The 25,609-nt window shown below is 69.0% G+C and carries 25 protein-coding genes; 11 read left to right on the forward strand and 14 right to left on the reverse strand.

Annotation, left to right across the window (positions count from 1 at the left end):
* The first annotated feature begins 4 nt into the window (after positions 1–4).
* Complete coding sequence (locus ACFWZ4_RS11130; RefSeq protein ID WP_439704747.1) at positions 5–1,348, forward strand: S41 family peptidase; 1,344 nt, start codon at positions 5–7, stop codon at positions 1,346–1,348.
* A gap of 36 nt (positions 1,349–1,384) precedes the next feature.
* Here the strand turns inward: ACFWZ4_RS11130 and tatC are convergent, their stop codons facing one another.
* The 4 genes from tatC to ACFWZ4_RS11150 all read right to left on the reverse strand — a co-directional run bounded on the left by tatC (position 1,385) and on the right by ACFWZ4_RS11150 (position 3,610).
* Entirely contained in the window at positions 1,385–2,140 is a 756-nt protein-coding gene (gene tatC, locus ACFWZ4_RS11135) for a twin-arginine translocase subunit TatC (protein ID WP_439704748.1), read from the reverse strand.
* Positions 2,127–2,591 (reverse strand): Sec-independent protein translocase protein TatB, encoded by a 465-nt coding sequence (gene tatB / locus ACFWZ4_RS11140; RefSeq protein WP_439704749.1) that lies wholly within the window; start codon positions 2,589–2,591, stop codon positions 2,127–2,129. Before tatB ends, tatC begins: the two co-directional genes overlap by 14 nt.
* Positions 2,592–2,609: 18 nt before the next feature.
* Positions 2,610–2,855, reverse strand: coding sequence for a twin-arginine translocase TatA/TatE family subunit (gene tatA, locus ACFWZ4_RS11145; RefSeq protein WP_439704750.1), 246 nt, complete (start codon positions 2,853–2,855; stop codon positions 2,610–2,612).
* Positions 2,856–2,923: 68 nt separating this feature from the next.
* The gene (locus ACFWZ4_RS11150; RefSeq protein ID WP_439704751.1) at positions 2,924–3,610 is read right to left on the reverse strand and encodes a lipid-binding SYLF domain-containing protein; all 687 of its coding nucleotides are present in this window, start codon (positions 3,608–3,610) and stop codon (positions 2,924–2,926) included.
* A 102-nt stretch (positions 3,611–3,712) separates the two neighbouring features.
* On the opposite strand from ACFWZ4_RS11150, the gene hemH reads away from it, so the two are divergent.
* The gene (gene hemH / locus ACFWZ4_RS11155) at positions 3,713–4,753 is read left to right on the forward strand and encodes a ferrochelatase (protein ID WP_439704752.1); all 1,041 of its coding nucleotides are present in this window, start codon (positions 3,713–3,715) and stop codon (positions 4,751–4,753) included.
* 69 nt (positions 4,754–4,822) lie between these two features.
* On the opposite strand, the gene ACFWZ4_RS11160 is transcribed toward hemH, so the two are convergent.
* The 3 genes from ACFWZ4_RS11160 to ACFWZ4_RS11170 form a co-directional block, all read right to left on the reverse strand.
* Positions 4,823–5,254 (reverse strand): VanZ family protein, encoded by a 432-nt coding sequence (locus ACFWZ4_RS11160; RefSeq protein WP_439704753.1) that lies wholly within the window; start codon positions 5,252–5,254, stop codon positions 4,823–4,825.
* Positions 5,251–6,444, reverse strand: coding sequence for a class I SAM-dependent methyltransferase (locus tag ACFWZ4_RS11165; RefSeq protein ID WP_439704754.1), 1,194 nt, complete (start codon positions 6,442–6,444; stop codon positions 5,251–5,253). Before ACFWZ4_RS11165 ends, ACFWZ4_RS11160 begins: the two co-directional genes overlap by 4 nt.
* 78 nt (positions 6,445–6,522) lie before the next feature.
* Entirely contained in the window at positions 6,523–8,661 is a 2,139-nt protein-coding gene (locus ACFWZ4_RS11170; protein WP_439704755.1) for a TonB-dependent receptor, read from the reverse strand.
* Positions 8,662–8,808: 147 nt separating this feature from the next.
* On the opposite strand from ACFWZ4_RS11170, the gene ACFWZ4_RS11175 reads away from it, so the two are divergent.
* Both ACFWZ4_RS11175 and ACFWZ4_RS11180 read left to right on the forward strand, forming a co-directional pair.
* Positions 8,809–9,489 (forward strand): hypothetical protein, encoded by a 681-nt coding sequence (locus ACFWZ4_RS11175; protein WP_439704756.1) that lies wholly within the window; start codon positions 8,809–8,811, stop codon positions 9,487–9,489.
* 31 nt (positions 9,490–9,520) lie between these two features.
* Positions 9,521–10,267, forward strand: a complete 747-nt coding sequence (locus ACFWZ4_RS11180; RefSeq protein ID WP_439704757.1) for a pteridine reductase — start codon at positions 9,521–9,523, stop codon at positions 10,265–10,267.
* A 52-nt stretch (positions 10,268–10,319) separates the two neighbouring features.
* Here ACFWZ4_RS11180 and ACFWZ4_RS11185 read toward each other — a convergent pair whose 3' ends face one another.
* From ACFWZ4_RS11185 to tsaD, 4 genes are all read right to left on the reverse strand, one after another.
* Positions 10,320–11,174, reverse strand: a complete 855-nt coding sequence (locus ACFWZ4_RS11185; RefSeq protein WP_439704758.1) for a DUF6159 family protein — start codon at positions 11,172–11,174, stop codon at positions 10,320–10,322.
* Positions 11,175–11,306: 132 nt separating this feature from the next.
* Positions 11,307–11,789, reverse strand: a complete 483-nt coding sequence (folK, locus tag ACFWZ4_RS11190) for a 2-amino-4-hydroxy-6-hydroxymethyldihydropteridine diphosphokinase (RefSeq protein ID WP_439704759.1) — start codon at positions 11,787–11,789, stop codon at positions 11,307–11,309.
* A 12-nt stretch (positions 11,790–11,801) separates the two neighbouring features.
* Positions 11,802–12,161, reverse strand: coding sequence for a dihydroneopterin aldolase (gene folB / locus ACFWZ4_RS11195; RefSeq protein WP_439704760.1), 360 nt, complete (start codon positions 12,159–12,161; stop codon positions 11,802–11,804).
* A gap of 29 nt (positions 12,162–12,190) precedes the next feature.
* Positions 12,191–13,252: a tRNA (adenosine(37)-N6)-threonylcarbamoyltransferase complex transferase subunit TsaD gene (gene tsaD, locus ACFWZ4_RS11200; protein WP_439704761.1), complete on the reverse strand. Its 1,062-nt coding sequence runs from the start codon at positions 13,250–13,252 to the stop codon at positions 12,191–12,193.
* A 72-nt stretch (positions 13,253–13,324) separates the two neighbouring features.
* Here tsaD and rpsU point away from each other — a divergent pair, with 72 nt between their 5' ends.
* The 6 genes from rpsU (at position 13,325) to ACFWZ4_RS11230 (ending at position 18,056) form a co-directional block, all read left to right on the forward strand.
* A complete protein-coding gene (gene rpsU, locus ACFWZ4_RS11205) occupies positions 13,325–13,540 on the forward strand; it encodes a 30S ribosomal protein S21 (protein WP_055999514.1) in 216 nt (71 codons plus the stop codon).
* 104 nt (positions 13,541–13,644) lie between these two features.
* Complete coding sequence (locus ACFWZ4_RS11210) at positions 13,645–14,091, forward strand: GatB/YqeY domain-containing protein (RefSeq protein ID WP_439704762.1); 447 nt, start codon at positions 13,645–13,647, stop codon at positions 14,089–14,091.
* 162 nt (positions 14,092–14,253) lie between these two features.
* On the forward strand, positions 14,254–14,424 hold the full coding sequence (locus ACFWZ4_RS11215) for a DUF1328 domain-containing protein (RefSeq protein WP_231349929.1): 171 nt from the start codon (positions 14,254–14,256) through the stop codon (positions 14,422–14,424).
* 111 nt (positions 14,425–14,535) lie between these two features.
* The gene (locus ACFWZ4_RS11220; RefSeq protein WP_439704763.1) at positions 14,536–16,332 is read left to right on the forward strand and encodes a CHC2 zinc finger domain-containing protein; all 1,797 of its coding nucleotides are present in this window, start codon (positions 14,536–14,538) and stop codon (positions 16,330–16,332) included.
* A gap of 67 nt (positions 16,333–16,399) precedes the next feature.
* Positions 16,400–17,023 carry a DedA family protein gene (locus ACFWZ4_RS11225; RefSeq protein WP_439704764.1) on the forward strand — a complete coding sequence of 208 codons (624 nt, stop codon included), beginning with the start codon at positions 16,400–16,402 and terminating at the stop codon, positions 17,021–17,023.
* 46 nt (positions 17,024–17,069) lie between these two features.
* The gene (locus ACFWZ4_RS11230; RefSeq protein WP_439704765.1) at positions 17,070–18,056 is read left to right on the forward strand and encodes a bile acid:sodium symporter family protein; all 987 of its coding nucleotides are present in this window, start codon (positions 17,070–17,072) and stop codon (positions 18,054–18,056) included.
* A gap of 78 nt (positions 18,057–18,134) precedes the next feature.
* On the opposite strand, the gene ACFWZ4_RS11235 is transcribed toward ACFWZ4_RS11230, so the two are convergent.
* The 3 genes from ACFWZ4_RS11235 to ACFWZ4_RS11245 form a co-directional block, all read right to left on the reverse strand.
* Positions 18,135–20,573, reverse strand: coding sequence for a CehA/McbA family metallohydrolase (locus ACFWZ4_RS11235; protein WP_439704766.1), 2,439 nt, complete (start codon positions 20,571–20,573; stop codon positions 18,135–18,137).
* A 120-nt stretch (positions 20,574–20,693) separates the two neighbouring features.
* Positions 20,694–23,345 carry a magnesium-translocating P-type ATPase gene (gene mgtA / locus ACFWZ4_RS11240; protein WP_439704767.1) on the reverse strand — a complete coding sequence of 884 codons (2,652 nt, stop codon included), beginning with the start codon at positions 23,343–23,345 and terminating at the stop codon, positions 20,694–20,696.
* 141 nt (positions 23,346–23,486) lie between these two features.
* A complete protein-coding gene (locus tag ACFWZ4_RS11245) occupies positions 23,487–23,675 on the reverse strand; it encodes a hypothetical protein (RefSeq protein ID WP_439704768.1) in 189 nt (62 codons plus the stop codon).
* A 341-nt stretch (positions 23,676–24,016) separates the two neighbouring features.
* Here ACFWZ4_RS11245 and ACFWZ4_RS11250 point away from each other — a divergent pair, with 341 nt between their 5' ends.
* A complete protein-coding gene (locus tag ACFWZ4_RS11250; RefSeq protein ID WP_439704769.1) occupies positions 24,017–25,609 on the forward strand; it encodes a sulfotransferase in 1,593 nt (530 codons plus the stop codon).

Raw genomic sequence — 25,609 nt, forward strand, 5'->3', positions numbered from 1 at the left:
TCGCATGCACCCCATCCCCCGTGCCCTGGCCTGCGCCGTGACCGCCGCACTGGCGTTCGCGCCGCTGCACGCACAGCAGGCCCCGGCCGCCGCGGCGAGCACCGCGGTGCCCGCCAGGGCCGCCAGCGCGCCCGATCCGGTCGACCTGGACGACGTGCGCAACTTCAGCCGCGTCTATGAGGTGATCCGCCAAGCTTACGTCGAACGCGTCGACAACAAGACGCTGATGAAGGCGGCGATCAGCGGCATGCTGAGCGGGTTGGACCCGCACAGCGAATACCTGGACAAGCAGGGCCTGCAGCAGCTTTCCGAGGACACCACCGGCCAGTACAGCGGCCTGGGCATCGAAGTGCTGGAAGTGGACGGCACGCTGCGCATCATCGCGCCGATCGACGACACCCCGGCCGCGCGCGCCGGGATCAAGCCCGGCGACACCATCGTCAAGATCGACGGCAAGGCGGTCGATCCGGACAACGTGGACGACATGTTCAAGCGGTTGCGCGGCGAGCCCGGCAGCAAGGTCACGCTCTCCATCCTGCACGAGAACAGCGACCAGCCCGTCGACATGCCGCTGGTGCGCGAGCAGATCTCGGTGACCAGCGTGAAGCTGCGCGAGCTGCAGCCCGGCTACGCCTACATCCGCATCAGCCAGTTCCAGGAAGACACCGCCGACGACCTGGAGCGCAAGTTCGCCGATTACGTGGCCAAGCACGGGCAGCCCAAGGGCGCGGTGCTCGACCTGCGCTCCAACCCCGGCGGGTTGCTCACCTCGGCGGTGGCGATCGGCGACGACTTCCTCGACGCGGGCGCCATCGTCAGCACGCGCGGACGGCTGGCCGATGCCAACATGAAATTCGACGCGCACCCGGGCGACCTGCTGCAGGGCGCGCCGATGGTGCTGCTGGCCGACAACGGCACCGCTTCGGCGGCAGAGATCGTCGCCGGCGCGCTTAAGGACAACCATCGCGCGTTGATCGTGGGCCGGCGCACGTTCGGCAAGGGCGTGGTGCAGACCGTGCTGCCGCTGGATGCCGACCACGCGGTCAAGCTCACCACGGCGCGCTACTACACGCCCAACGGCACCTCGATCCAGGCCGAAGGCATCAAGCCGGACATCGCGCTGGCCGAGCTCACCGTCAACCAGGCCGACAGCGAGCCGGAGCTGATCAGTTCGGAAGCCGACCTCAAGCACCACCTGGCCAACGAGAACACCGCCGCCGCGCAGGACATCGACAACGACGGCAGCGCGGACAATGCCAAGCTCGCTACCCAGGACTACACGCTGGCGCAGGCATTGAACATCCTCAAGGGACTGGCGCTGGGGCATCGCCCCGGCACCGCGCAGTAATGCTTTAGCTCCCTCTCCCCTGCGGGGAGAGGAGCCCTAGTCCGAGGCCTCGCGCGGCTTGACCAGCCAGCGCACCGCCAGCACGCCCAACTCGTAAAGCAGGCACATCGGCACGGCCAGCATGATCATCGAGGTGATGTCCGGCGGCGTGATCACCGCGGCGATCGCGAAAGCGCCCACGATGGTGTAGCGGCGTACGGCGCGCAGCTTGGCCACGTCGACCACACCCACCGCGGCCAGGATCACCACCGCGACCGGCACCTCGAAGCACAGGCCGAAGGCGAAGAACATCAGCATCACGAAATCGAGGTAATGCGTGATGTCGGTCATCATCTCCACGCCCACCGGCGTCACCGCGGTGAGGAAGCGGAACGCCGCCGGCAGCACCAGGAAATAGGCGAACGCGCAACCGACGTAGAACAGCACCAGCGCTGCCAGCAGCAACGGTCGCGCGAGCCGTTTCTCGTGCTTGTACAGGCCGGGGCTCACGAACGCCCACAGCTGATAGAGGATCACCGGCATGCTGATGAACAGCGCGGTGTCGAAGGCCAGCTTCAAGGGCGTGATGAAGGGACTGGCCACCTCGGTGGCGATCAGGTGGGCGCCCCGCGGCAGGTGCGCCACCAGCGGCGCGGCCAGCAGCGTGTAGAGCCGGTTGGCGAACGGAATCAGTGCCAGCAGCACGATCAACACCATCGCGACGGCCTTGAGCAGGCGCGAGCGAAGTTCGATCAGATGCGAAAACAGGCCCTGCTGCAGGTCGACCTGCGGCTCGGGCTCAGGCGATGCCATGCGGATGTTCCTTCACCGGGGCGTGCTCGGGGTCATCGGCGAACAGGTCGCCAGTGCGCGTGTCGCGCTCGGTGGGCGGCTCGTCGGCCGGGTCTGCGGGTTCGCCGGGCAGCCGGGCGTGTGCGGGCTCCGGATCGGCCTCGGTGGTCGGGGTCGGGGTCGGGGCCAGTGCGGCCTTCACCGAACCGACCGCCTCGCGCACCTCGCGCGCGGTCGCGTTCATCTGCGTCTGCGCGGCCTCGGCGCGCGCCGCAGCCTCGCGCGCTGTGCGCTTGATTTCCTCGATCTCGAGCTCGCGCTCGACTTCGGTGCGCACGCTGTCCCAGGTATTGCGCACACGGCGAATCAGCGCGCCGGCGGTGCGCGCCGCGCCAGGGAGCTTCTCCGGGCCGAGCACGAGCAGCGCAATAAGCGCCAGCAGCAGCATCTTGCCGAAGCTGATCTCGATCATCGCCGCGCCACCGCGCGCTTACTTGGTTTCGCTGGTGTCGCGCGCCTTGCTGGCGGTGGCGTCCGAGGCCGGCGGGTCGGCGCGCAGCTGCTCCTGCGCCTTGCGCTTGGCCTCTTCCTCATCGTCCTCGCCCTGCATGGCCTTCTTGAAGCCGCGCACGGCGTTGCCCAGATCCGGGCCCATCTTCGCCAGCTTGCCGGTGCCGAAGATCACCAGCACCACGACGAGCAGGATGATCCAATGCCAAAAACTGTCCAGACCCATGACTTCAAACCTCTGACGGACTGTGCCGAAAACCGTTGGGGTTGCCAGCTGGTATGCCGGCAACAGGATCAACGCGCAGTGTACTCCTCGAGCTGGTCGCGGAAGTCCACGACCGGGCCCGGCACGTTGGCGACGCCGCCTTCGAAGATGCGCCGCGGCGTGATGCCGGAGCCGTACACCGCCTCGTTGGCGTCGTAGTCGATGCGCAGCACCGAGCCGTCCAGCGCCACCCCGGCGAACAGGCCGCGCGAACGCGAGTAGGAATAGATCTCCGCCTTCATCTGCGCATCGGTGGCGGCGCTGGCGGTGCGGCCCACCGGGCCGGCCGCGGCGGCAGCATCGGCGCCGAGGGTGAACTTGCCGTTGACGATCGAGTCCACGCCGCGCTGCGTGCGGAACACCAGCACCACGTCGGTCGAGGACACGCCCGCCTGGAAGCCCACGCTGCCGCCGGTCAGGGTGATGAAGCTGGGATTGGACCAGGTACCGTCCCCGCTGCGTACCGAGATCAGTCCCTCGCCGCGGCGGCCGCCGAAGATGAAGCCGGCCTTGACCATGTCGGGGATCACCGCGATCGCCTTGGCGTTGCCCAGCAGGTCGTTCGGGATCGCCTTGTCCGGCGCCTGCATGATCTCGTGCAGCACGCGCACCGCATTCTGCGCGCGCACCAGCGGCGGGTCCTCCGCGCGGGCGGCCATCGCCGGCAGCAGCAGGGTCAATGCGATCAGCGAGCTACGACGCAATGCCTTGAACATGGAGAACTCCTTGCGCAGGGGGGAACGAGGGGTGTGGCGCGCCGGGGGCGCGTCCGGCGGCTTGTGGCAGACTCCACCGCCTGCACGCCGCCGATGCCTTCGATGCCACAGCGCGACCACTATACCGGCCCTTCAGACCACGCCCCTGACCGAAACGTTCAGCCGGGCGCGACCGGCGTGCTGCTGGTCAACCTCGGCACGCCGGAGGCGCCGACGGCACGTGCGCTCAGGCCCTATTTGGCCGAGTTCCTCTCCGACCGCCGGGTGATCGACTACCCGCGCTGGCTCTGGTGGCCGATCCTCCGGGTGATCCTGGCAATCCGCCCGCGCCGCTCCGCGCATGCCTATGCGCGGATCTGGACCGAGGCCGGCTCGCCGCTGCGCGTGCTGAGCGAATCGCTGGCCAACGCGTTGCAGGCGGAGCTCGGCGGCCAGGCGCGTGTCGCGCTGGCGATGCGCTACGGCGTGCCGTCCGTGGCAACCAGGATCGCCGAGCTGCAGGCTGCCGGGGTGCGCCGGCTGCTGGTGCTGCCGCTGTATCCACAGTATTCGGCCACCTCCACCGGCTCGGTAATCGACGCGGTGGCCGACGCGCTCAAGCAACTGCGCTGGCCGCCGGAACTGCGGGTGGTCAACGACTACCACGACGACCCGGCGCACATCGACGCGCTGGCCACGCGCATCGAGCGCTGGTGGGAAACCAACGGCCGCGGCGAGAAGCTGCTGCTGTCCTTCCACGGCATTCCCGAACGCTACGTGCGCCTTGGCGATCCCTACCTCACCCAGTGCCGTGCCACCGCGTCGCGGCTGCGCGCGCGACTGGGCCTGGACGAAACGCAGCTGCTGCTGAGCTTCCAGTCGCGCGTGGGCCGCGAGCCGTGGCTGCAGCCCTACACCGACGCCACCGTGCGCCAGCTCGCCGCAGACGGCATCAAGCGCCTGGACGTGGCCTGCCCCGGGTTCGCCGTGGACTGCCTGGAGACGCTGGAGGAAATCGCCATGCAGAACCGCGATTTCTTCCTGGCCGCCGGTGGGCAGGAGTTGCGCTACATCCCCGCGCTCAACGACTCACCCGAACAGGTTGCGAGCCTGGCCGCGCTCATCCGACGCCACGTGCAGGGTTGGCCGGGTTTCGCTTCGTAGCGTCCGGCGGGCGAAAGAGCATACCCAAAACACATCCGGAGCCCGCCCCCAGAACGAACGGGCGACGCGTCACCCGTGCGTCTGCTGCAAGCCGAGCCAGTGTTCGATACGCACCAGCACGCCGGCCATCGGCGTGCGCAGCAGCAACGCACCCAGCGCCAGGCCCAGAGCATCGGCGGCCAGGTCCCACACGCTCGCATCCTCGGGATTGTGCGGCCATTGCGCCAGTTCGATCAGCAAGCCGAACAGCAGGCAGGCGGCCGCCACGCCCAGGCGCGGGCGCGGCCGGTGGTAGAGGTTGCCCCACCAGCCCATCAGGGCTGCAAACGCGAGCATGTGCAGCAGCTTGTCGCCCGCGGGCAGGGCCAGCGCCATGGCCGTGAGATGGCGCGTCGCCGGCAGCAGGGCGATGGCCGCCACGGCGACCATCAGCAGCACGCCAAGCACGACCCAGCCGCGATGCCAGCGCAGGGGCGCCACCTCCCGCATCAGTGCGTTCACAGCCGTCCGCCCTGGTCTGCGGCGAGCAGCTCGGCGGCCAGCGGCAGGGCGGGCAATCCGCGCGCGAACAGCATGGCCTGGAAGCGCTCGCCCATCTGCTCGGGCATGGTCAGCCGGCGCACTTGTTGCGCCAGGCGATGGCGGGCGAAGTCGTCGCCGGCCTGTGCGTGCGCATGCTCGAAGACCGACTGCAGGCCGCTGGCCAGCAGGAATTGTGCCTGCGGCAGGTACGCCGCCACGCCGAAGCCGGCGCTGTTGCCGGCCTCGGCCAGCGCGGTGAAATCGACCGATGCGGTCAGATCATTCAGGCCCGGGAAATGGAACGGATCGCCGTGCGCGTGGTGGCGGTAGTGCGCCATCAGCGTGCCGTCGCTGCGTTCGGGCAGGTAATACTCGCGGCGCACGTAACCGTAGTCGACGAACAGCATCAGCCCCATCTCCAGCGTGCCGGCGACCGCCTGCACCCAGTACGGCAGTTGCGGCAGCACTTCGGAGCGGTAGCCGTCCTCGAAGGGGCGCCCCAGGTCGCGTTCCAGGTGGCGCACGGCGCCGGCGACCAGCGCGTCGGCCGGACGGTCGGTCCGCATCAGCCGGCCCTCGCCATCCAGCGCGACGTGTTCCTCGTAGACCTCGCCGGCGCGCAGGGTGAAGCGGGTGGTCGGCAGCGCATCGACCACCTCGTTGGCGAACAGCACGCCGCGCCACGGTTCCTCGGGCGGGCGGTCGAGCCACGCCACGCGGGCATTGAGTTCCGCCGGCAGCGCGGCGGCGAGGCGTTCGCGCTGGCGCTCGCGCAGGTCGGCGCTGGGTTCCAGGATCAGGTAGCGACGCGGCGGCGTGCAGGCCTCGGCGAAAGCGCGCAGCAAGGCTTCGGCGAAGGCGCCGCTGCCGCCACCGAGCTCCAGGAAATCGGCCTGGTCGCCCAGCATCGCCAGTACCGGTTGCACCGCGTTGGCGACGCAGCGCGCGAACAGGTGGCCCAGTTCCGGCGCGGTGACGAAATCGCCCGCCTCGCCGAACTTGGTCTTGCCGGCGCTGTAGTAACCCAGGCCCGGCGCGTAGAGGCAGCGTTCCATGTACTGGGCGAACGGCATCGGCCCGTGCGAGACGATCTGCTCGCGCAGGAGCTGCAACAGGCGGTCGGAGTGCGCGCGCTCGTCGGCGCCGGGATCGGGGAGTCGTGAAGCCATGCGGTCAGGTGCTTGGGTTAAACCGGCAGGGTAGCCGATGCCGTGTCAGTCCAGCGGCAACGCACGTCGGATGGGCGGTCAGAAATCCTTCTGCAGGCTCAGATACACGGCGCGCCGCGGCGCGAACTGCGGCGCGCCCACGCCGATACCGCTGCCGTCGCGCAACTCGTAGCTGCGATCGAGTGCGTTGATCAGCGCCAGCCGGGTGTTGAGGTCACCGAAACGCCCCACCGTGAAGTCGCGCGCCACGCTGAGGTTGAGCTGGAAGTACGCCGGCAGGTGATCGCCGTTGGGCACCGCGCCGTCACGCCGCAGGCCGCTGCCGAACAGGTAGTCCGCGCCGACCTGCGTGCGCTCGCCGAGCGCGTAGCTGATGCCGCCGGAGGAGGCCAGCGTCTGGTCGTGGTCGAGGTGGACGTAATGCTGGGCGATGTAGGCCAGGTCGGCCGGATCGAAGTTGTACTGGCTGGTGATGATGCCCTTGCCCACCGCCCGGCTGGCCGCGAGGTTGAAGTAGGCCGAGACCGGTCCGGCGCTGTAGTCGGCGGTGAATTCGACGCCCTTGACCCGGCCCTTGGCGAGATTGAACGTCGAATAGACCAGCGCCGAGCCGAACTGGCCTTCGTCCTGCAAGCGGTCGACCTTGCGGTAGTAGGCATCCACGCCGAGCGTCCACGGCCCAAGCACCTGCTGCACGCCGGCGTCGAAATAGTCCGAGCGCTCGGCCAGCGGCGTGTTGTTGCCCAGGTCCGGCACCGCGTTGGTGGTGCCGTCGAAGCGGGCAATGTTCTCGCTGGTGATCATCTCGGTGGCCGGCGGCGTGAAGTAGCGCGCGTAGCCGGTGTGCACCACCGTGTCGTCGGTGGCCTGCCAGGCCAGTCCGACGCGTGGGCTGAGCTGGCTCTCGGTACGCTCCAGCCGGTAGCGGTCGCCGCGCAGGCCCAGGTTGAGGGTCCAGGCCTCGCCCAGGCGCCATTCGTCCTGCACGTAGGCGGACCACGTCTTGGCCGTGAGACGATTCGCGTCGAGGATTTCGATCGGCGTGGTGCTGATCTGCCCGCCCTCGGCGTCCGCAGGAAACACCCGGGCGTCGTTGCCGCTGCCGGCGCGTTCGAAGCTGCCGTAGAGGCCGTAGCGCAAGGTATGGACATCGCCCAGCGGCGTGGCGAAGTCCGCTTGCAACGTGCTGGCGCGGTTGCTCCGGGTGACCGCCGAGGCCACGCCGTTGAACATCAGCTCGCCGGCACGGTCCGGCGTGTAGGCCACATCGGTGTAACGCTGGCCGAGCGATACCTGGTAGCCGGTCTGGCCGAGCTTGCCTTGCAACGCGAGCACGCCGAAGCGCGTGTTCTCGCGTTGGCGCGCCTCGAGCAGGGAGGAGTCGAACGTCGTGCGGTCGAGATAGCCGAACTGCGGCCGCTGGCCGGGCACGTTGGGGATTTCGAAGCGGTTGTTGGCGGTACCGAACAGGAAGCTCAACCGCGTGTCGGCGTCGATCAGGTAGCTGACGTCGCCGAAGCTCTTGAGCTGGTTCGTGTGGTCGTGGATCGGTTTGCGGCTGGGGGCCGGGTTCTCGATGCCGGCGTCGCTCTCCAGGTGGTTCGCGGTGAAGAAGGCACTCCAGCGGTCGCTGCTGCCCCACAGCGCGACATACGGGTTGAGCGTGCCGAACGAGCCGCCGGTGACGCCCACGCTTCCGCCGTTGCCGAGCTGGTGGCCGCTCCTGGTGGTGATGTCGACCACCGCCGCGGTGCGCAGCCCGTACTGCGCCGGCAGCGCGCCGTCGAGCAGCTTCATGCTCTGGATCGTTCGCGCATCCAGCGTCTGGCCGAAGCCGGAGATCGACTCGGGAATGATGACCCCGTTGATGCGGTACTGCAGGTTGCCGTGGTCGCCGCGCACGTGCAGGCCGCCGTAGGAGTCCTGCACCACGCCCGGCGCCTGCAGCAGCACCTGGTTGACCGGCGTGGCCGCGCCAAGCGGCAATTGCGCGATGGCCTGCTGGTCGAACACGTACTGGCTGGAGCCGGTATCGGGCGAGAGCGCATTGCGCGACAGGTCCAGCGCCGCACTGACATCGACCGTGCCGAGCTCGCGAACCTGCTGCGGGGCCGGCGGCGCCCCGGCATCGCCGCTCGTGATGTCGCCCGGCGTGGTGGCGGCGAAGGAGGGGCTCAGGGCGCAGGCGAGGCTCAGGGCAAGCAGCGTACGGGGCATCGGCAGTGTTCCGGTGAAGTTGGCGAGTGATGTTATAATGTAACATTTATTGCATCATCCGCCCCGGGCCGGAGGTCATGCCTCATCGCCGCATGCACCATTCACGACCGCTCACCCACACTGGACCTCCCGCCTGCAGGAGTACCCATGGCCGACTCGCCGACCCAGGTTCCCGCCGTGCCCGCGCCGATCGAGCACGGCCGCATTACCGCGGCGATCCTCGATTTCGCCAGCCAGATTCCCGCTAGCCACGTCCACCGGGGCCTGCACCCGGAGGCGAAGGCGCGCGAACTGGCCGCCCAGGCCTCGCGCAAGGCGGCGCTCACGGCCGGCTCGCTGGCCCTGCCGCCGGGGCCGCTCGGCTGGCTGACGGTGTTGCCCGAACTCGTGGCGATCTGGCGCATCCAGGCACAGATGGTCAGCGACATCGCGGCGGCCTTCGGCCAGCACGCCAGCCTGGGCCGCGAGCAGATGCTGTGGTGCCTGTTCCGCCACACCGCGGCGCAGGCGTTCCGCGACCTGGTGGTGCGCATGGGCGACCGGCTGCTGTTCCGCCAGCTTTCGGCCACGCTGGCCGAGCGCGTGGCCAGACGGATCGGCGTGAGCCTGTCCCAGCGCGCGGTCGGCGCCGGCATCTCGCGCTGGTTGCCGGTGATCGGCGCCGCGGGCGTGGGCGCCTACGCCTGGTACGACACCCGCAGCGTGGCGCGTACGGCGATCGACCTGTTCGGCAGCGGCACCCTGGTACGCACCGAGCCGTTGGCGGTGCCGGATGACGGGACCGGGCCGGACGATGTCATCGAACCGGACGTCCCGCCATCGCCGTGACGCCCGGCTCCCTTTGCGGCAAGCTCGCCACATGAGCATCCAGCACCCCCGCCCCGTCGCACTGGTCACCGGTGGTGCCCGCCGCGTCGGCGCCACGATCGCCCGTGCGCTGCACGCGGCCGGTTACGACCTCGCCCTGCACTACCGCCACTCCGCCGACGAGGCTGCCGGGCTGCTGCGGGAACTGGAACGCGCGCGCACCGGCAGCACGCTGGCGGTACAGGCCGACCTTGCCGCGGTCGAGCGCCTGCCTGCGCTGGTGGAACAGGTGCTGGGGCGCTTCGGGCAGCTCGACGCGCTGGTCAACAACGCTTCGGCGTTCTTTCCCACGCCGGTGGGCAGCGCCACGGCAGCGCAGTGGGACGAACTGTTCGCGTCCAACGCACGGGCGCCGTTTTTCCTTGCCCAGGCCGCGTGGCCGGCGTTGCGGGAGTCGCGCGGGGCAATCGTCAACCTGGTGGACATCTATGCCGAGCGCGCGCTGGCCGACCACCCGATCTACGTCATGGCCAAGGCCGCGCTGGCCGCGATGACCCGCACCCTGGCGCAGGACATGGCGCCCGAGGTGCGCGTCAACGGCGTGGCCCCTGGCGCGGTGCTCTGGCCGTCCGAAGGCAAGGACTACGACGACCGCACCGCGATGCTCTCGCGCACGCCGCTCCAGCGCGCTGGCGCGCCGGAGGACGTCGCCTCCGCCGTGCTCTGGCTGCTGCGGGACGCGCCCTTCGTCACCGGACAGATCATCCGCGTCGATGGCGGCCGCACGCTGACGGTGTAGGTACCGTTTTTGGCAGGAGTCCGACGGTAGGCTCCTGCGAGGGGCAAGCGCCTTACTTCTTCGGGCGGAAGGCGCCCTGCAGCAGCGCCGGCTCGAAGCCCGCACCGCTCTCGCCGACTTCGGCATAGCGGTACAGCGCCGCCGCGTAGATGCCCTGCAGCGAAGCCTGCACCAGGCTCAGCAGCACCAGCGCGACCGCCACCACGACCACGGCCACCACCACCGCCGGCATCGAATGCAGTGCGAAGGCGCCGCCGACCAGCAGCGCGCCGACCAGCACGGCGAGGAAAGTCATCAGCCCGAACGCGGCGCCCAGGCCCACGGTGCCGATCAGATTCTCGCCCCAGGTGCGCTTGAGCAGTTCCACGCTGCGCTTGACCGCGTCGACCGGACCGACCGACTGGCTCGCCAGCACCGGCACCACCAGGAAGGTCGCCACCGTCCAGGCCAGGCCGAGCAGTCCGGCCACCAGCCGACCGACCAGGCCCAGTCGCTCCTGCAGCGCGCGCAGGAACAGGCCCACCGTGGCGGCGATCAGCGCATAGCCCAGGATGCTGGCCCAGCGCGAGCCGGCCAGCGCCAGTCCATTGGACAGGCTGGTCGGTTCGCCGCGCAGGTGGCGCAACGCGCTGCCGGCCAGCGCGGTGTTGAAGAACACGATGACGAAGTATTGCACCAGGTAGAAAGCGAACATCAGCAACCAGGTCGCCGCCGACCAGTGGTCGCGATCGAGCGTGCGGCCGTCGCTGGCGATCGCCGCCAGCGCCACCGGCACCAGGAAACTCGCCGCCACCACCAGCGAGCACAGCCCCGACAGCAGGGGAAAGGCCAGCAGGGCCTTGTCCGACCGCAACACCGCGGCGCTCGCCTTCATCAATGCCCAACTGCGCGCAAACTTGCCGGCCATGCATTTCCCCCTTCGATCCGTGAATATTGGGCGCCTTTCTAGCACCGGCTCCACGCGCGCAACAGTGGCTCCAAGCCTGCAGAAGCAACCTTGGAGGCCACCGCGCCCGGCCGGCCGCGCCCAAGGGCGCTCCTACAGGCGAGTCGGCGCGAGCGGTTCGCTTTGCTGCGGGAACGCCGCCCACAGGTCGGCCATGCTGCGTCCGTCCAACGGATGGAGCAGGTCGGGCGCGATGTCCGCCAGGGGCTTGAGCACGAAGGCGTGGCGCAGTTCCTTGCGCGGGATCTGCAGGTGACCGGGACCTTCGAGCACGCGCTGGTCATAGAGCACGATGTCCACGTCCAGCGTGCGGTCGGAATAGCGCGGCACGTCGCGACGGCGGCCGTGGCGATCCTCCAACGCGTGCAGCCAGTCGTTCAGCACCTCGGGTTCCAGCTCGGTGTCCAGCGCCACCGCGAGATTGATGAAATCGTTGCCCTCGAAGCCCACCGCACGGCTGCGGTAGGCCGGCGACACGTCGATCGCGCCGAAGCGCGCGCGCAGTTCGTCCAGCGCGGCATGCAGGTGACGCTCCGGTTCGAGATTGGAACCCAGGCTTAGATAGGCGCGTCCCATCGCTTCGGCTGCCTACTGCGGTCGCGTACCGCGCTCGATGCGCACGCCGACCGAATGGGCGCCGCGGACGGCGCCGGGCTTGGACAGCTTCAGGCGCACCCACGCCACGCCGAACTCCTCGCGGATGGTCGCCGCGCAGCGCTCGGCCAGTGTCTCGACCAGGCCGAAGCTGGAGCTGCCGACGTAATCGATCAGCCGCTTGGAGACGTCCTTGTAGTTGAGCGTGTGCGCGATGTCGTCGCTGGCGGCGGGGATGGTGTTGTCGAACGCCATCTCGATGTCGAACGCGAGCGTCTGGCGCACACGCCGCTCCCAGTCGTAGATGCCGATCACCGCGTCGATGCGCAGGTCTTCGATGAAAACGATGTCCATCGCGCCAGTCTAGGGCATCGCTTTTCGTCCTACACCGGCTGCAGGCTTTCCAGATCCCAGCGCGGCGATACACGGACCGACTCGTCCTGGCCCTGGCCCGCCGCCAGCCGGATGGCGCCCGCCAGGGCGATCATGGCGCCGTTGTCGGTGCAGAACTGCAGCCGCGGGAAGTAGGTGCGGAAACCGTCCTTCTCGCCGGCGGCCGCCAGCGTTTCACGCAGGCGCCTGTTGGCGCCGACGCCGCCGGCGATCACCAGCCGGTGCGTGCCGGTGGCTTCCAGCGCGCGGCGGCACTTGATCACCAGCGTGTCGACGATGGCTTCCTCGAAACCGCGCGCGACGTCGGCGCGGGTCTGATCGGACTGGTCGGACTGCTTCCAGGCCAGCAGCACCTGGGTCTTCAGGCCCGAGAAGCTGAAATCCAGCCCGGGCCGATCGGTCATCGGGCGCGAGAAGCGGAACGCGCCGGGGTGGCCCTGTTCGGCCAGCTTTGCCAGCGCCGGACCGCCCGGATACGGCAGGCCCATCAGCTTGGCGGTCTTGTCGAAGGCTTCGCCGGCGGCATCGTCCAGGGTGTCGCCAAGCAGGCGGTACTGTCCGATCGCGCGCACCTCGACCAGCATCGAATGGCCGCCGGAGACCAGCAGCGCCACGAACGGCGGCTCGGGCGGGTCGGGCTCGAGCAGCGGCGCCAGCAGGTGGCCTTCCATGTGGTGCACGCCGATCGCCGGCACGTCCAGCGCCCAGGCCATCGCACGGGCCGCCGCCGCGCCGACCAGCAGCGCGCCGACCAGGCCGGGGCCGGCGGTGTAGGCCACACCGCCGAGGTCGGCGGGGGTCATGCCGGCCTGTGCCAGCGCCTCGCGCACCAGTGGCAGCAGCTTGCGCACGTGGTCGCGGCTGGCCAGTTCGGGCACCACGCCGCCGTAGTCGGCATGCAGTTTGATCTGGCTGTAGAGCGCGTGCGCCAGCAGGCCGCGGCCGGGGGCCTCGGGCTCCCAGCGCAGCAGCGCCACGCCGGTCTCGTCGCAGGAAGTTTCCACGCCGAGGACGGGCTTGTTGGACGGGTTTGAAAGTTGGCTGGTGTGCACGCTATACTTCGCGGCTCGCCCTATTCCACAGGCGCGCCAGGTTGGCGGGCCAGTTTACCACCCGGAGTTTTCATGCCCAGCGTAAAAGTTCGCGAGAACGAGCCGTTCGAGCTTGCCCTGCGCCGTTTCAAGCGTACCTGCGAAAAGGCCGGCGTCCTCGCCGAAACCCGCAAGCGCGAGTTCTACGAGAAGCCGACCCAGGAGCGCAAGCGCAAGCGTGCCGCCGCGGTGAAGCGCCACCTGCGCCGTCTCTCGCGCGACGTTTCGCGCAAGACCCGGATGTACTGATCCGCCTGCCGCTGCGTAGCGCGCGGCACGGTGGTTCTTTCATCCCCAAGGCCGGTGTTGCCCTCCACGGCGACACCGGCCTTTCGCGTTTCCGGAGATAGCCCATGAGCCTCAAGCAGCGCATCACCGACGACATGAAGGCCGCCATGCGCGGCGGCGAAAAGGATCGCCTGGCGGTGATCCGCCTGATCCTGGCCGCGATCAAGCAGCGCGAGGTGGACGAGCGCATCGAGCTGGACGAGACGCAGACCCTCGCCGTGCTGGAAAAGATGCTCAAGCAGCGGCGTGACTCGATCGTGCAGTACGACGCCGCCGGTCGCGTGGATCTTGCGGACGTCGAGCGCGCCGAGATGGTGGTGATCGAAGCTTATCTTCCGGCCAAGCTGTCCGAGGCCGAGATCGACGCACTCATCGACGCGGCCATCACGCAGACCGGCGCCAGTTCCCAGCGCGAGATGGGCAAGGTGGTCGGCCTGGTCAAGGAGCGCGCCGCCGGCCGCGCCGACATGGCGCAAGTGTCCTCGCGCATCAAGGCGCGACTGGGCGGCTGAGGCCTCCCCCGATTCCTTGCCCATTCGGAAAGCCGGAGCAAGGGAGCATCACGCCGCACGGAGCGAGCTGATGCGCACCCTTCACGCCGCTTCCCCTACAACGTTGCGGCGTCGCCGGATCGGAGGCTCCCGCCCCCGGCCGCGCGGCAAGGGAGAAGCCGCATGCTGAAGTGGGCCATCATTTTCGCCATCATCTCGCTGATCGCCGGCTGGCTCGGTTTCGGCGGGATTTCCGGCATCGCCGCGACGATCGCCAAGATCCTGTTCGTGATCTTCGTGATCCTGTTCATCATCGCCCTGCTGGCGGTGATCGGGGTGTTCCACATCCTGTAGCGGGGCGAAAGCCATCGCGCGTTGCGCGCACGAAGGCGGGCCCGACGGCCCGCCTTCGCGCATTGCCGCAGGCGCCCCGGAACACGGGCACAAGCCCTAGACTAGCCGCCTATGCGCGGCCGTATTCCTGACAGCTTCATCGACGAACTGCTCGCCCGCGTCGACATCGTCGACGTGATCGAGCGGCGCGTGCCGTTGAAGAAGGCCGGGCGCGAGTGGACCGCCTGCTGCCCGTTCCACAACGAGCGCACGCCCTCGTTCTACGTCAGTCCCGCCAAGCAGTTCTTCCATTGCTTCGGCTGTGGCGCGCACGGCAGCGCGGTCAAGTTCCTGATGGACTACGAGCGGCTGGAATTCCCCGACGCGGTGGAGGAACTGGCGCAGGCGGTCGGCCTGACCGTGCCGCGCGAGGGCGGCCGCGAAGCCGCACCGCGCGAGGACAAGACCGACCTCTACGCACTGCTCGACAATGCAGCGCGCTGGTACGAAACCGAGCTGCCCAGGAACGCCGAGGCGCAGGCCTATTGCCGCAAGCGCGGGCTGGACGCCGACACCATCGCGCGCTTCCGCCTGGGCTGGGCGCCGGCCGGCTACGACGGCCTGATCAAGGCGCTGGGCGGGAGCGACCGTCGCATGCAGTTGCTCACCGAAGCGGGCATGGTCGCCACCGGCGAGCGGGGCCATCGCTACGACCGCTTCCGCGAGCGGCTGATGTTCCCCATCCTCGACCGCCGCGGTCGCGTGATCGCCTTCGGCGGACGGGTGTTGAGCGGTTCTTCGAGCGCGAGTCCTTCGCGCGAAGATCAAGAAGCGGGCATCCCTGCCCGCACTCCTGAAAAAAGCTCCCCCAAATACCTCAACTCGCCCGAAACGCCGCTGTTCCACAAAGGCCGCGAGCTGTTCGCGCTGTGGCAGGTCAAGCAGGCCAACAGCCAGCTCGCGCGCATCGTGGTGGTCGAGGGCTACATGGACGTGATCGCGCTGCACCAGGCGGGCCTGCCGATCGCGGTGGCCACGCTGGGCACCGCGACCACGCCGGAGCACACCGAGGTGCTGTTCCGCGCCGCGCCCGACGTGGTGTTCTGCTTCGATGGCGACCGGGCCGGCCGCGCCGCGGCGTGGAAGGCGCTGGATGCGGCGCTGCCCCGGCTGCGCGATGGCCGCCAGGCGTACTTCCTGTTCCTGCCCGACGGCGAAGACCCGGACTCGCTGGTCCGCAAGGAAGGCAAGGAAGGTTTCGAGAAGCGCCTGAAGGAGGCCACGCCGCTGTCGGATTATTTCTTCGGCGAACTCGCGCACGACGTGGACACCGCCAGCCTCGACGGCCGCGCGCGGCTGGCCGAGCGCGCGCGCCCGCTGATCGCCAGGCTTCCCGACGGCGCCTTCCGCGACCTGATGGCGCAGGAACTGGAAAAGCGCACCGGCGCGCGCGCCAACGTGCCCGCCGAATCGGCTTCGCGCCGCGCGGTGCAGCGTCCGGTGGCCGTGCAGCGCTCGCTGGTACGCAGCGCCATCGCGCTGCTGCTGGCGCAACCGGGACTGGCCGACCTGGTCGAACCGCCTTACCGCTTCCTGCGCCTGGACAAGCCAGGCGTCGGACTGCTGGCAGAGCTGATCGACCTGTGCCGCGCCCGCCCGGGCATCAATCCGGCGATGCTGGTGGAGCACTTTGCCGAACGCCCCGAGTATCCGGCGCTGCAGAAGCTGATGGCGGCGATGGTGGTCGGCGAACTGGAGACCCAGCGCGAGGAGTTCCTCGACGCGTTGCGGCGCATGGACGAGCAGGCCACCGCGCTGCGCCGCGAGGCGCTCACCGCCCGGCACCGCGACGGCACGCTGACCAGCGCCGAGAAAGCCGAACTGCGCGAACTGCTGGCGGCACGCCGCCCCTCCCCGACGCAGGGCTGATCGATGCGGCATGTTTCCTGGCGCGTGCGCCATTCCCGATCGGCGCGCGCGCCCGCCAGGACCAACGATGCCGCTGCTTGAACGGCTGATCCTGCTGTTTGCCGAAAGCGGCTACCTGGCGGTGTTCGCCGCGCTGCTGCTGTGCGGCGCCGGCGCGCCGCTGCCGGAAGACATCACGCTGGTTGCCGGCGGCGTAATCGCCGGCCTGGGTTTCGCCAACGTGCACGTGATGGCGCTGGTTTCGCTGGTCGGCGTACTGGCCGGCGACGCGGCGATGTTCCTGCTCGGCCATCGGCACGGCGCGCGCATCATGCAGTGGCCGCTGGTGGCGCGCCTGCTCACGCCCGAGCGCTACTGCCGCGTGCAGGAAAAGTTCGCCCGCTACGGCAACCGCCTCTTGTTCCTCGCGCGCTTCCTGCCCGGCATGCGCACGGCGGTCTACGTGACCGCGGGTGCCACGCACCGCGTGTCGTTCCTGCGCTTCTTCCTGCTCGACGGGCTGGCCGCGCTGATCAGCGTGCCGGTGTGGGTGTACCTGGGCTACTTCGGCGCCAACAACCGCGAGTGGCTCGCGATGTGGATCGGGCGCGGGCAGCACGGGCTCTGGATCGTCGGCGCGCTGGTGCTGCTGGCCGGGCTGGTCCTGTGGTGGCGCCGTCGGCGGCGCACGCGCTGCGGCATGGGCAACTGATCCGGGCCCGCTACAATCCAACGCTGCGTTCGCCGCCTTCGCACCCATGCCCCCTGCCCTGCTGCGCCGCCTGCTGCCCGACCGCTTCACCCTCGCCCTGCTCGCCGCCGTCGCCCTGGCCACGGTGCTGCCGTGTCGTGGCGAGGCGGCCGTTTGGCTGGACCGGATCACCGACGCGGCGATCATGCTGTTGTTCTTCCTGCATGGCGCGAAGCTTTCGCGCGCGGCGATCCTTCGCGGCGTGACGCACTGGCGGCTGCATCTGGCGGTGTTCGCCAGCACCTTCGTGCTGTTTCCGCTGCTGGGCTTTCTGCTGGCGCCGCTGGCGCGCGCGCTGTTGACGCCGTCGCTGGCGCTTGGCGTGCTGTTCGTCTGCACGCTGCCGTCGACGGTGCAGTCCTCGATCGCGTTCACCTCGATCGCCGGTGGCAACGTGCCCGCCGCGGTGGTGAGCGCTTCGCTGTCGAGCCTGATCGGCATCGTGCTGACGCCGCTGCTGGTCGAGCTGCTGCTGGCCACGCACGGCGGGCACGCGCCCGGCGCCGCGGGGGTGTGGCAGATCGTCAGGCTGTTGCTGCTGCCGTTTGCCATCGGGCACCTGCTGCGGCCGTGGATCGGGCACTGGATCGACCGCCATCGCCCGCTGCTGGGGTTCACCGACCGCGGCACGATCCTGCTGGTGGTCTACGCCGCCTTCGGCGAGGCGGTGGTCGACGGCCTGTGGCGCGCCACTGCGCCGCTGGCCGTGCTGGCCACCCTCGGCGTGGGCGCGCTGCTGCTCGCGCTGGCGCTGCTGTGCACCAGCGCGGCTGGCAGGTTGTTCGGCTTCGCCCGTGCCGACCGCATCACATTGGTGTTCTGCGGCTCGAAGAAGAGCCTGGCCAGCGGCGTGCCGATGGCCAAGATCCTGTTCGCCTCCCAGGCCGGCGGATTGGGGGCACTGCTGTTGCCGCTGATGATCTTCCACCAGTTGCAGCTGATGGTGTGCGCGGTGCTGGCGCGTCGTTACGCAAAGGCGCCGCCGACGCTGTAGGGGCCCACTCGGCGATGTTCCCGCTGCGCCGATCCGCAGAAGGACATCGCCCGCAAGTGGGCCCCGACAGGTTTGCCCTTACTGGGTCTTGACCGCCACGTCGTCCACCACGAACGAAGTCTGCAGACTGCCGTCCTCGACACCGTAGAAGTTCACCTGCACCGTTTGTCCCTTGTAGCCGCTCAAACTGAGGGTGTGGTGCTGGTAGCCGCTGGCGGCGTCCGTGTTGGAGTAGGTGGCCAGCGTGACGTACTTGCCGGTGGAGGTGATCACCTGCACTTGCAGCGTGTCGTAGGCGGTACCGGTGCCCTCGGCGCTGTCGATGTGCAGGTAGAAGTCCAGCGTGGCACTGCTCACCGTCGAGGGGATGCTTACCTGCTGCCGCACGTAGTCGGTGTGGCTGCTGCCGTAGCCGTCCAGCCACGCCTTCCAGCTGCCGGCGTGGGCTGCCTCGCTACTGTCGCTGGTGATCACGCCGCTGGTCTGCGTCCAGGCGGTGGCGCCGCTCTCGAAGCCGCCGTTGCTCAGCAACTGGCTGCTGCCACCGCCGCTGCCGTTGGCGACGCTGAAGCCCACGCCCGAACTGCTGCCGACGTTGCCGGCCGCGTCGTAGGCCTTGGCGACGAGCGTGTGCGAACCGTCGGTGAGCGTGGTGGAGTCGAGGCTGGCCTGGTAGGGCGAGCTGCTGTCGGTGGCCTTGAGCGCGCCATCGACGTAGAACTCCACGCGGCTGACCCCGACGTTGTCGCTCGCCGTCGCCGCCAGCGTGATCGTGCCCGCGCTGCCGCTTTCCGAGGCGCTGACCGTCGGCGGCGTGGTATCGCCGCCACCGCCGCCGCTGCCCTGGCTCACCCAGACCGGCGCCGACCACAATCGGTTGCCGTCGGCCTGCGTGATCTTGGCGTAGTAGAAATGCTCGCCCGCGGCCGGCGTGATCGTGGTGGTCGCGGTTTCGGACAACGACGTCACGGTGCCGTTGCTGCCGGGCACACCCTGGAACACCTGCACGCGCTGCACGCTGTCGCCGGACGTGCTGGCGTAGTTGACGGTGAGCGTGAGCGGGCCTGAATTGCTGAAGCGCTCGCCCATGACATGCCCGTTGGCGGTGAGCACGATCTGGTCGGTCTTGTCCTCCGTCGCGAACACGCGGCGTGCGCGCAGCGCATCGAGGAAGCTGGTCAGGCTGAGCGCCGTGCCGCTCGGGATCAGCACGCCGGTGCGGTTGGTGTAGCTCGCGCCCCAGTTGGCGCAGTGGTTGTCCTGGTCGGAACTCGGCGCCACGTGGTAGCCGCGTTCGAGGATGGTGTTGAAGGCGGTCTCGTAGTTCGGCCGCGAGGTTTCGGTCTCGCTGGTATTGGCCGAGAAGGCCGAGCTGTTGAGCACCTCGGCCAGGACCATCACCGTGTCGCCGTCGGCGGTGTAGCCGAAGTTGGTGCCGTTGACCACGAACTGCCCACTGGAGGCCGGGTGGTTGAACTGGCCGATCCAGCCATGCTGGCGCATCAGCGTGTACAGCGAGGCGTAGTCGCCCTTGGCGATGTAGTAGTCGCCGATCACCTGGCCGGCGCTGTTTTTCTCCCACTCGATCAGGCCGTCGGCGTTGAGGATGTTCATGTGGCCGCCGTTGCTGATCACGCCCCACTCCTGGCCGTACACGGCGAGGAAGCTCGGGTGCGCGGCACGGAACGAGCTTGCCGCCTGCAGGCCCGAGGCGAACAGGTTCCTGGCCGTGGCCGGATCGGCCGAGGTGTTGGTGCCGGTGGAACCGTCGAACATGTGGTTGTGCTCGGAGGTCATCAGCATGTCGAGCCCGCGGTTCATCGCGTACTGGTACGCGTCGGTCGGGCCGTAGGCGCTGCTCTGCGGCGCCTGTTCGCTGTCGCAGGTGGCCAGGTCGCCGCCACCGTCGCTGTGGTTGGTCTGGCTGTGCAGGTTGCCGTAGTAGATCGTGTACGGCAGCGATCCGGCGCCGACCGACTGTGCCTGCAGCGTCTCGTCATGGCGCGGCAGCGCATGGAAGGACGGCACGCGGGCGGACGACACGTCGCCCACCTGGATGTCGTAGCGCTGCTCCTCGATGCGGTCGGGTGCGCGATCGGCGGCCAGGGCCAGCGCGTGGCCAGGCAGGCCGGTTCCCAGTTGCCGGATGTTGGCCTCGTCGAGCGCGATCGCGCGCAGGCGCATCGTGTAATAGCCGGCTGGCAAGGCTTGGCCATGGTCGCCCTTGCCATCCCAATGCACGCGGGCCGTGGCCGTGCGCGCGTGCAGCGTGCTGTGGCCGTCCCAGGCGCGCAGCACGCGCCCATCATGGTCCAGCAGCGCGACTTCCCAGGCGACCGGCGTGCCGGGCGTGGCGCCCGGATAGGCGAAGTGCAGCGTCACCGGCCGCCCGGCGACCGCCTGGAACGGAACCTGCAGCGACGCCTCGAATTCCTGGTGGTCGGGCAACGCCGTACCGGCCCACGCGACCGGCAGGCCGCAGCATCCCAGGCCCGCCAGCATCAGCGCGCGAGCCATCAAAATTCTTGCTTGCATATGAACCCCTACACGTTGGCAAGGATTCCCCCGACAGGTTTTATAGCTGTCGGCCGCTGGTGGCGGTATCGGCAAAATTCGTAGGAAAAATTCCCCGAAAGGTCAGAGCCAGCGACCGTAGCGCCGCATGTACACCCGCTTCACCAACTGCGTCAGCACGGCATAGCAAAGCAGCGTCAAGGCCAGCCAACCGAAGTACGCCAGGGGCAATCCGGTCATCCCGAGCTTGGCCCCCAGTCGACTGTAGGGAATGAAAAGCCCGATCGCGCCGATGGCCACCGTCAGCGCAAGCACGGGGGCGGCCGCGATGCTCTGCACGAACGGAATCCGCCGCGTGCGGATCATGTGCACGATCAACGTTTGCGAGAGCAACCCCTCCACGAACCAGCCGGACTGGAAGAGCGCCTGGTGCGCCACGTCGTTCGCCCCGAACAGGTGCCACAGCAGCCAGAACGTGGTGAGGTCGAAGATCGAGCTGACCGGTCCGACCCACGCCATGAAGCGGCCGATGTCGCTGGCGTCCCACTGGCGCGGGGACTTCAGGTATTCCTCGTCCATGCGGTCGAACGGGATCGCCAGCTGCGAGATGTCGTAGAGCAGGTTCTGCACCAGCAGCTGTAGCGGCAGCATCGGCAGGAACGGCAGGAAGGCGCTGGCCACCAGCACGCTGAACACGTTGCCGAAGTTCGAGCTGGCGGTCATCTTGATGTACTTCATGACGTTGCCGAAGGTGATGCGGCCCTCGATGACGCCCTCCTCCAGCACCATCAGGTTCTTTTCCAGGAGGATGATGTCGGCCGACTCCTTGGCGATGTCGGTCGCGCTGTCCACCGAGATGCCCACGTCCGCCTCGCGCAGCGCCGGCGCATCGTTGATCCCGTCGCCAAGGAAGCCGACGGTGTGGCCCTGGCGCTGCAGCGACTTGACCACGCGCGCCTTCTGCAGCGGGGACATCTTGGCAAACACGGTGGTGCGCGCGACCAGCGCGTCGAGCGCGGGCTCGTCCAGCGGTTCGATGTCGCGGCCTTGCGCCGAATGCACCACTTCCAGGCCGACCTCACGGCAGATCTTGCGCGTTACCGCCTCGTTGTCGCCGGTGATCACCTTCACCGCCACACCGTGTTCGCGCAGCGCCGCGATCGCCGTGGCGGCGGAGTCCTTGGGTGGGTCGAGGAAGGCGAGGCAACCGATCGCGGTCAGGCCCGCCTCGTCGGCCAGGCCATAGGCGCGCCCGCTCGGGCCCTGCCGCTTGATCGCCACCACCAGCACGCGCAGGCCGTCCTCGTTGAGGCGGCGGGTCATCGCGCGGATTTCCGCGCGCCGGGCGTCGTCCAGCGTGGTGTCGATGCCGTCCAGCCGTGCGGCGGTGCAGATGGCGAGCATTTCCTCGACCGCACCCTTGCACACCAGCAGGTGCTGTCCGTCGTCGCCGGCGAGCACCACCGACATGCGCCGGCGCTGGAAGTCGAACGGGATCTCATCGACCAGACGGAAGCGTGCGGCCATCGGCTCGAGGTTGCGGTGGGCCAGCACGGCCTTGTCCATCAGGTTCTTCAGGCCCGTCTGGAAACGGCTGTTGAGATAGCCGTATTCCAGCGCCTCGTCCGACGCTTCGCCGTCCAGGTCCAGGTGGCGTTCGAGCACGATCCGGTCGAGCGTCAGCGTGCCGGTCTTGTCGGTGCACAGCACGTCCATCGCGCCGAAGTTCTGGATCGCGTTGAGGCGCTTGACCACCACCTTGCGACGGGACATCGCCATCGCGCCCTTGCCCAGGTTCGCGGTGACGATCAGCGGCAGCATCTCGGGCGTGAGGCCGACCGCCACCGACAGCGCGAACAGGAACGCCTGCAGCCAGTCGTGCTTGTCCAGCCCGTTGATGGCGAACACCACCGGCACCATCACCGCCATGAAGCGGATCAGGAGCCAGCTGACCGAGCGCACGCCGCGGTCGAAACTTGTCTGCACGCGCTGTCCGGACAACGTGTGCGCCAGCGAGCCCAGGTAACTGCGCGAACCGGTCGCCACTGCCACGGCGATCGCGGTGCCGCTGACCACGTTGGTGCCCATGTAGCAGACCGTGGGCAGGTCCAGCGGATCTTTCGCGTCACCCTCGGCCAGGTCGCGCGCCGTCGGCGCCGCTTTTTCAACCGGCAGCGATTCGCCGGTGAGGATCGCCTGGCTGATGAACAGATCCTTGGCCGAGAGCAGGCGAAGGTCGGCCGGCACCATGTCGCCCGCGCCCAAATGCACGATGTCGCCGGCGACCAGTTCGCCGACCGGTACCTCGATGCGCTCGCTATGGCCGTCAGCCGCGCGGCGGGTGACGCTGGCGGTGTTGCGCACCATCGCCTTGAGCCGCTCGGCGGCGCGCGAGGAACGGTATTCCTGGGTGAAGCTGAGAAGTACGCTGATGCCGACCATCACGGCGATGATCAGCGGTCCGGTGAGGTCCTCGCGGTCGGTCGCCAGTTGCACGATGGCCAGCAGCACAAGCACCGCGATGAACGGGTTGCGGCAGGCGCGCAGCAACTGGCGCGACCAGTGCGGCGGCTTCTCGTGCGAGACCTCGTTGGCGCCGTCGCGGTGCAGGCGGGCGGCGATGCGTTCGGCGTCCAGGCCCGACGTGCCGGTGTCGAGCCGGGCCAGCAGTTCGTCGTTGCGCAGCCGCGCGTAGTCGACCGCCATCACGCGTGCCGGCGCCGCGCCTCTGCCGGTTGCCCGGGCGGCCGCGCTGTGGAGGGTCTGCCTGATCATCTGTCCGCTTCCGTCTTTCGCCTCGTCGAACGACGCTTGCCTTCGATCAGGCGCGCGCCGGCTACCGCAGGTCCGGTCGTCTGGGCGGCCGGACGGGACGAGGTCCTGGCGGGGGCCAGCCCTTGCGCGACGGACGCAGGCTCATCCGTTGACCGCGCACGGCAGCGGGGCCGGCTGGGCCACCACCACGGGATTGCGACGTTCGGCCAGGCCCGCATCGGCGAGCGGCGCGGGAACGGTGACGGCGTAGACCGGCCGCGCCGCGCGGCGGCGGTCGACGGCAAGGCGGCGCCACAGGCGCAGCCACGGAAGATCGCGAAGGAGGTTCATGACCCATCTCCTCGTACGGTGCCGACGGCACCGCGGGAGTGGGCCGGGCGTTTCCTAGTCGAGGAAAGCGCCGGCCGACCGCAGGCGGTCGCCGCAGGCGTTCAGCTTGTGATGCGACGCCGGCATCCGAAGCACGCGGATGTCGACGTTGCGACTAGGGTAGACGTCCATATGCCTTGGAAGGTCTTGGGGAATGCCGCGGCGCGGCGCGCCGGAGGGCGCGCGCATTCTGGTGTCCGCACGCTCGTCTGTCAATGGACCACGGGCTCCCCTGCTTTTTCCCATTGGCCGCGACGCGTGCGATCAGGCATGCTGCGCACCCTCCTCCGCCGGATCGGCCAGTGACGGCAACGGCTTCCCCTTCGTTCGACCATCTGCATGGGCGGGCCCGGGCCGCGCTGCGCCAGCACGACTTCGCGGGCCTGTACGCCCTGGCCGCGCAGATGCTCAAGCTCGAGCCGGCGAGCACCGAGGCGCATTACCTGGCCGGTGTCGGCGCGCTGGAGCTGCGCCAGGTCGGCGTGGCACTGGAGCACCTGCACCGCGCGGCGAGCAGCGAGCCGCGGCGGGCCGACTATGCCGTGCAGTTCGCCCGTGCGCTGGTGCGCGCCCATCGCCAGGGTGATGCGCTGCAGGTAGCCCTTGCCGCCAACGCGTTGGCTCCCCGCGATCCACTCCTGCTCGATGCGCTGGGCACGGTGTTCACGCAATGCCATGCGCACGAACGAGCGGCCAGCCTGTATCGCCGTGCGGCCGCGCTGGCGCCGGACAACCCGGTCTGCCAGTTCAACCTGGCCATGTCGCTGGTCTATGCCGGCCGCGCCGTGGATGCCGAGCGCGCGCTGGAAGCGTGCCTGGCGCTGGCGCCGCGGCACTGGGTGGCGCACGGCGCGCTGTCGCGCGTGCGGCGCCAGGATGCCGGATGCAACCATATCGAGCGGCTGTCCGCGCTGTTGGCCGGACATGGCGCCGAACCGGCCGCGGCCTACCAGCTCAACATGGCGCTGGGCAAGGAACACGAGGACCTCGGCAATCACGCGCAGGCCTTCGAACACTTCAGCCGCGGCAAGCAGGCGATCCGCGCGAGCCTGCCCTACGCGCCGGCACGGGACGCGTCGATCGTCCAGTCGCTCATCGACGCCTTTCCCGCAGCATCAGCTTCCCAGGGCGGCTGCCCGAGCGACGAGCCGATCTTCGTCATGGGCATGCCACGCAGCGGCACCACGCTGGTGGAGCGGATCATCGCCAGCCACCCGGAAGTGCACGCCGCCGGCGAACTGGAAAACTTCAGCATCTGGCTGCGTCGCCTCGCCGGGACCACGGCCCCGGTGCCGCTCGATCCCGACGTGGTGGCGCGCGCCACACAGTTGGACTGGAACCGGCTGGGCGAGCTCTACCTGGCCAGTACGCGGCCGGCGACGGCGCTCAAGCCGCGTTTCATCGACAAGTTCCCGCACAATTTCCTCTACGCCGGCTTCATTGCGCAGGCACTGCCGAACGCCAGGCTCGTCTGCCTGCGTCGCCACCCGCTGGACACGTGCCTGGGGAATTTCCGCGAGCCGTTCGCCGAGGGTTCGTTCTTCCACGGCTACGCATTCGACCTGCTCGACATCGGCCGCTACTACGCGCTGTTCGACCGCTTGATGGCGCACTGGCGGCACGTGCTGCCCGGACGCATCCTGGAGATCGATTACGAGGCCCTGGTCGACGCGCCGGAGGCCACCACGCGGCAACTGCTCGCACATTGCGACCTGCCGTGGAACGACGCCTGCCTGCACTTCGAACGCAACCGCGCGGCCAGTTCGACCGCCAGCGCACTGCAGGTGCGCGATCCCATCCACAAGGCCGGGGTGGGCCGCTGGAAGCAGTACTCGACCGAATTGACCGGACTGCGCGAGCTGCTGCAGGCCAACGGCATCGCCTGCGGAGAGTAA

Source organism: Frateuria sp. GZRe12 (genome assembly GCF_051900535.1).
Classification (GTDB): domain Bacteria; phylum Pseudomonadota; class Gammaproteobacteria; order Xanthomonadales; family Rhodanobacteraceae; genus Frateuria_A.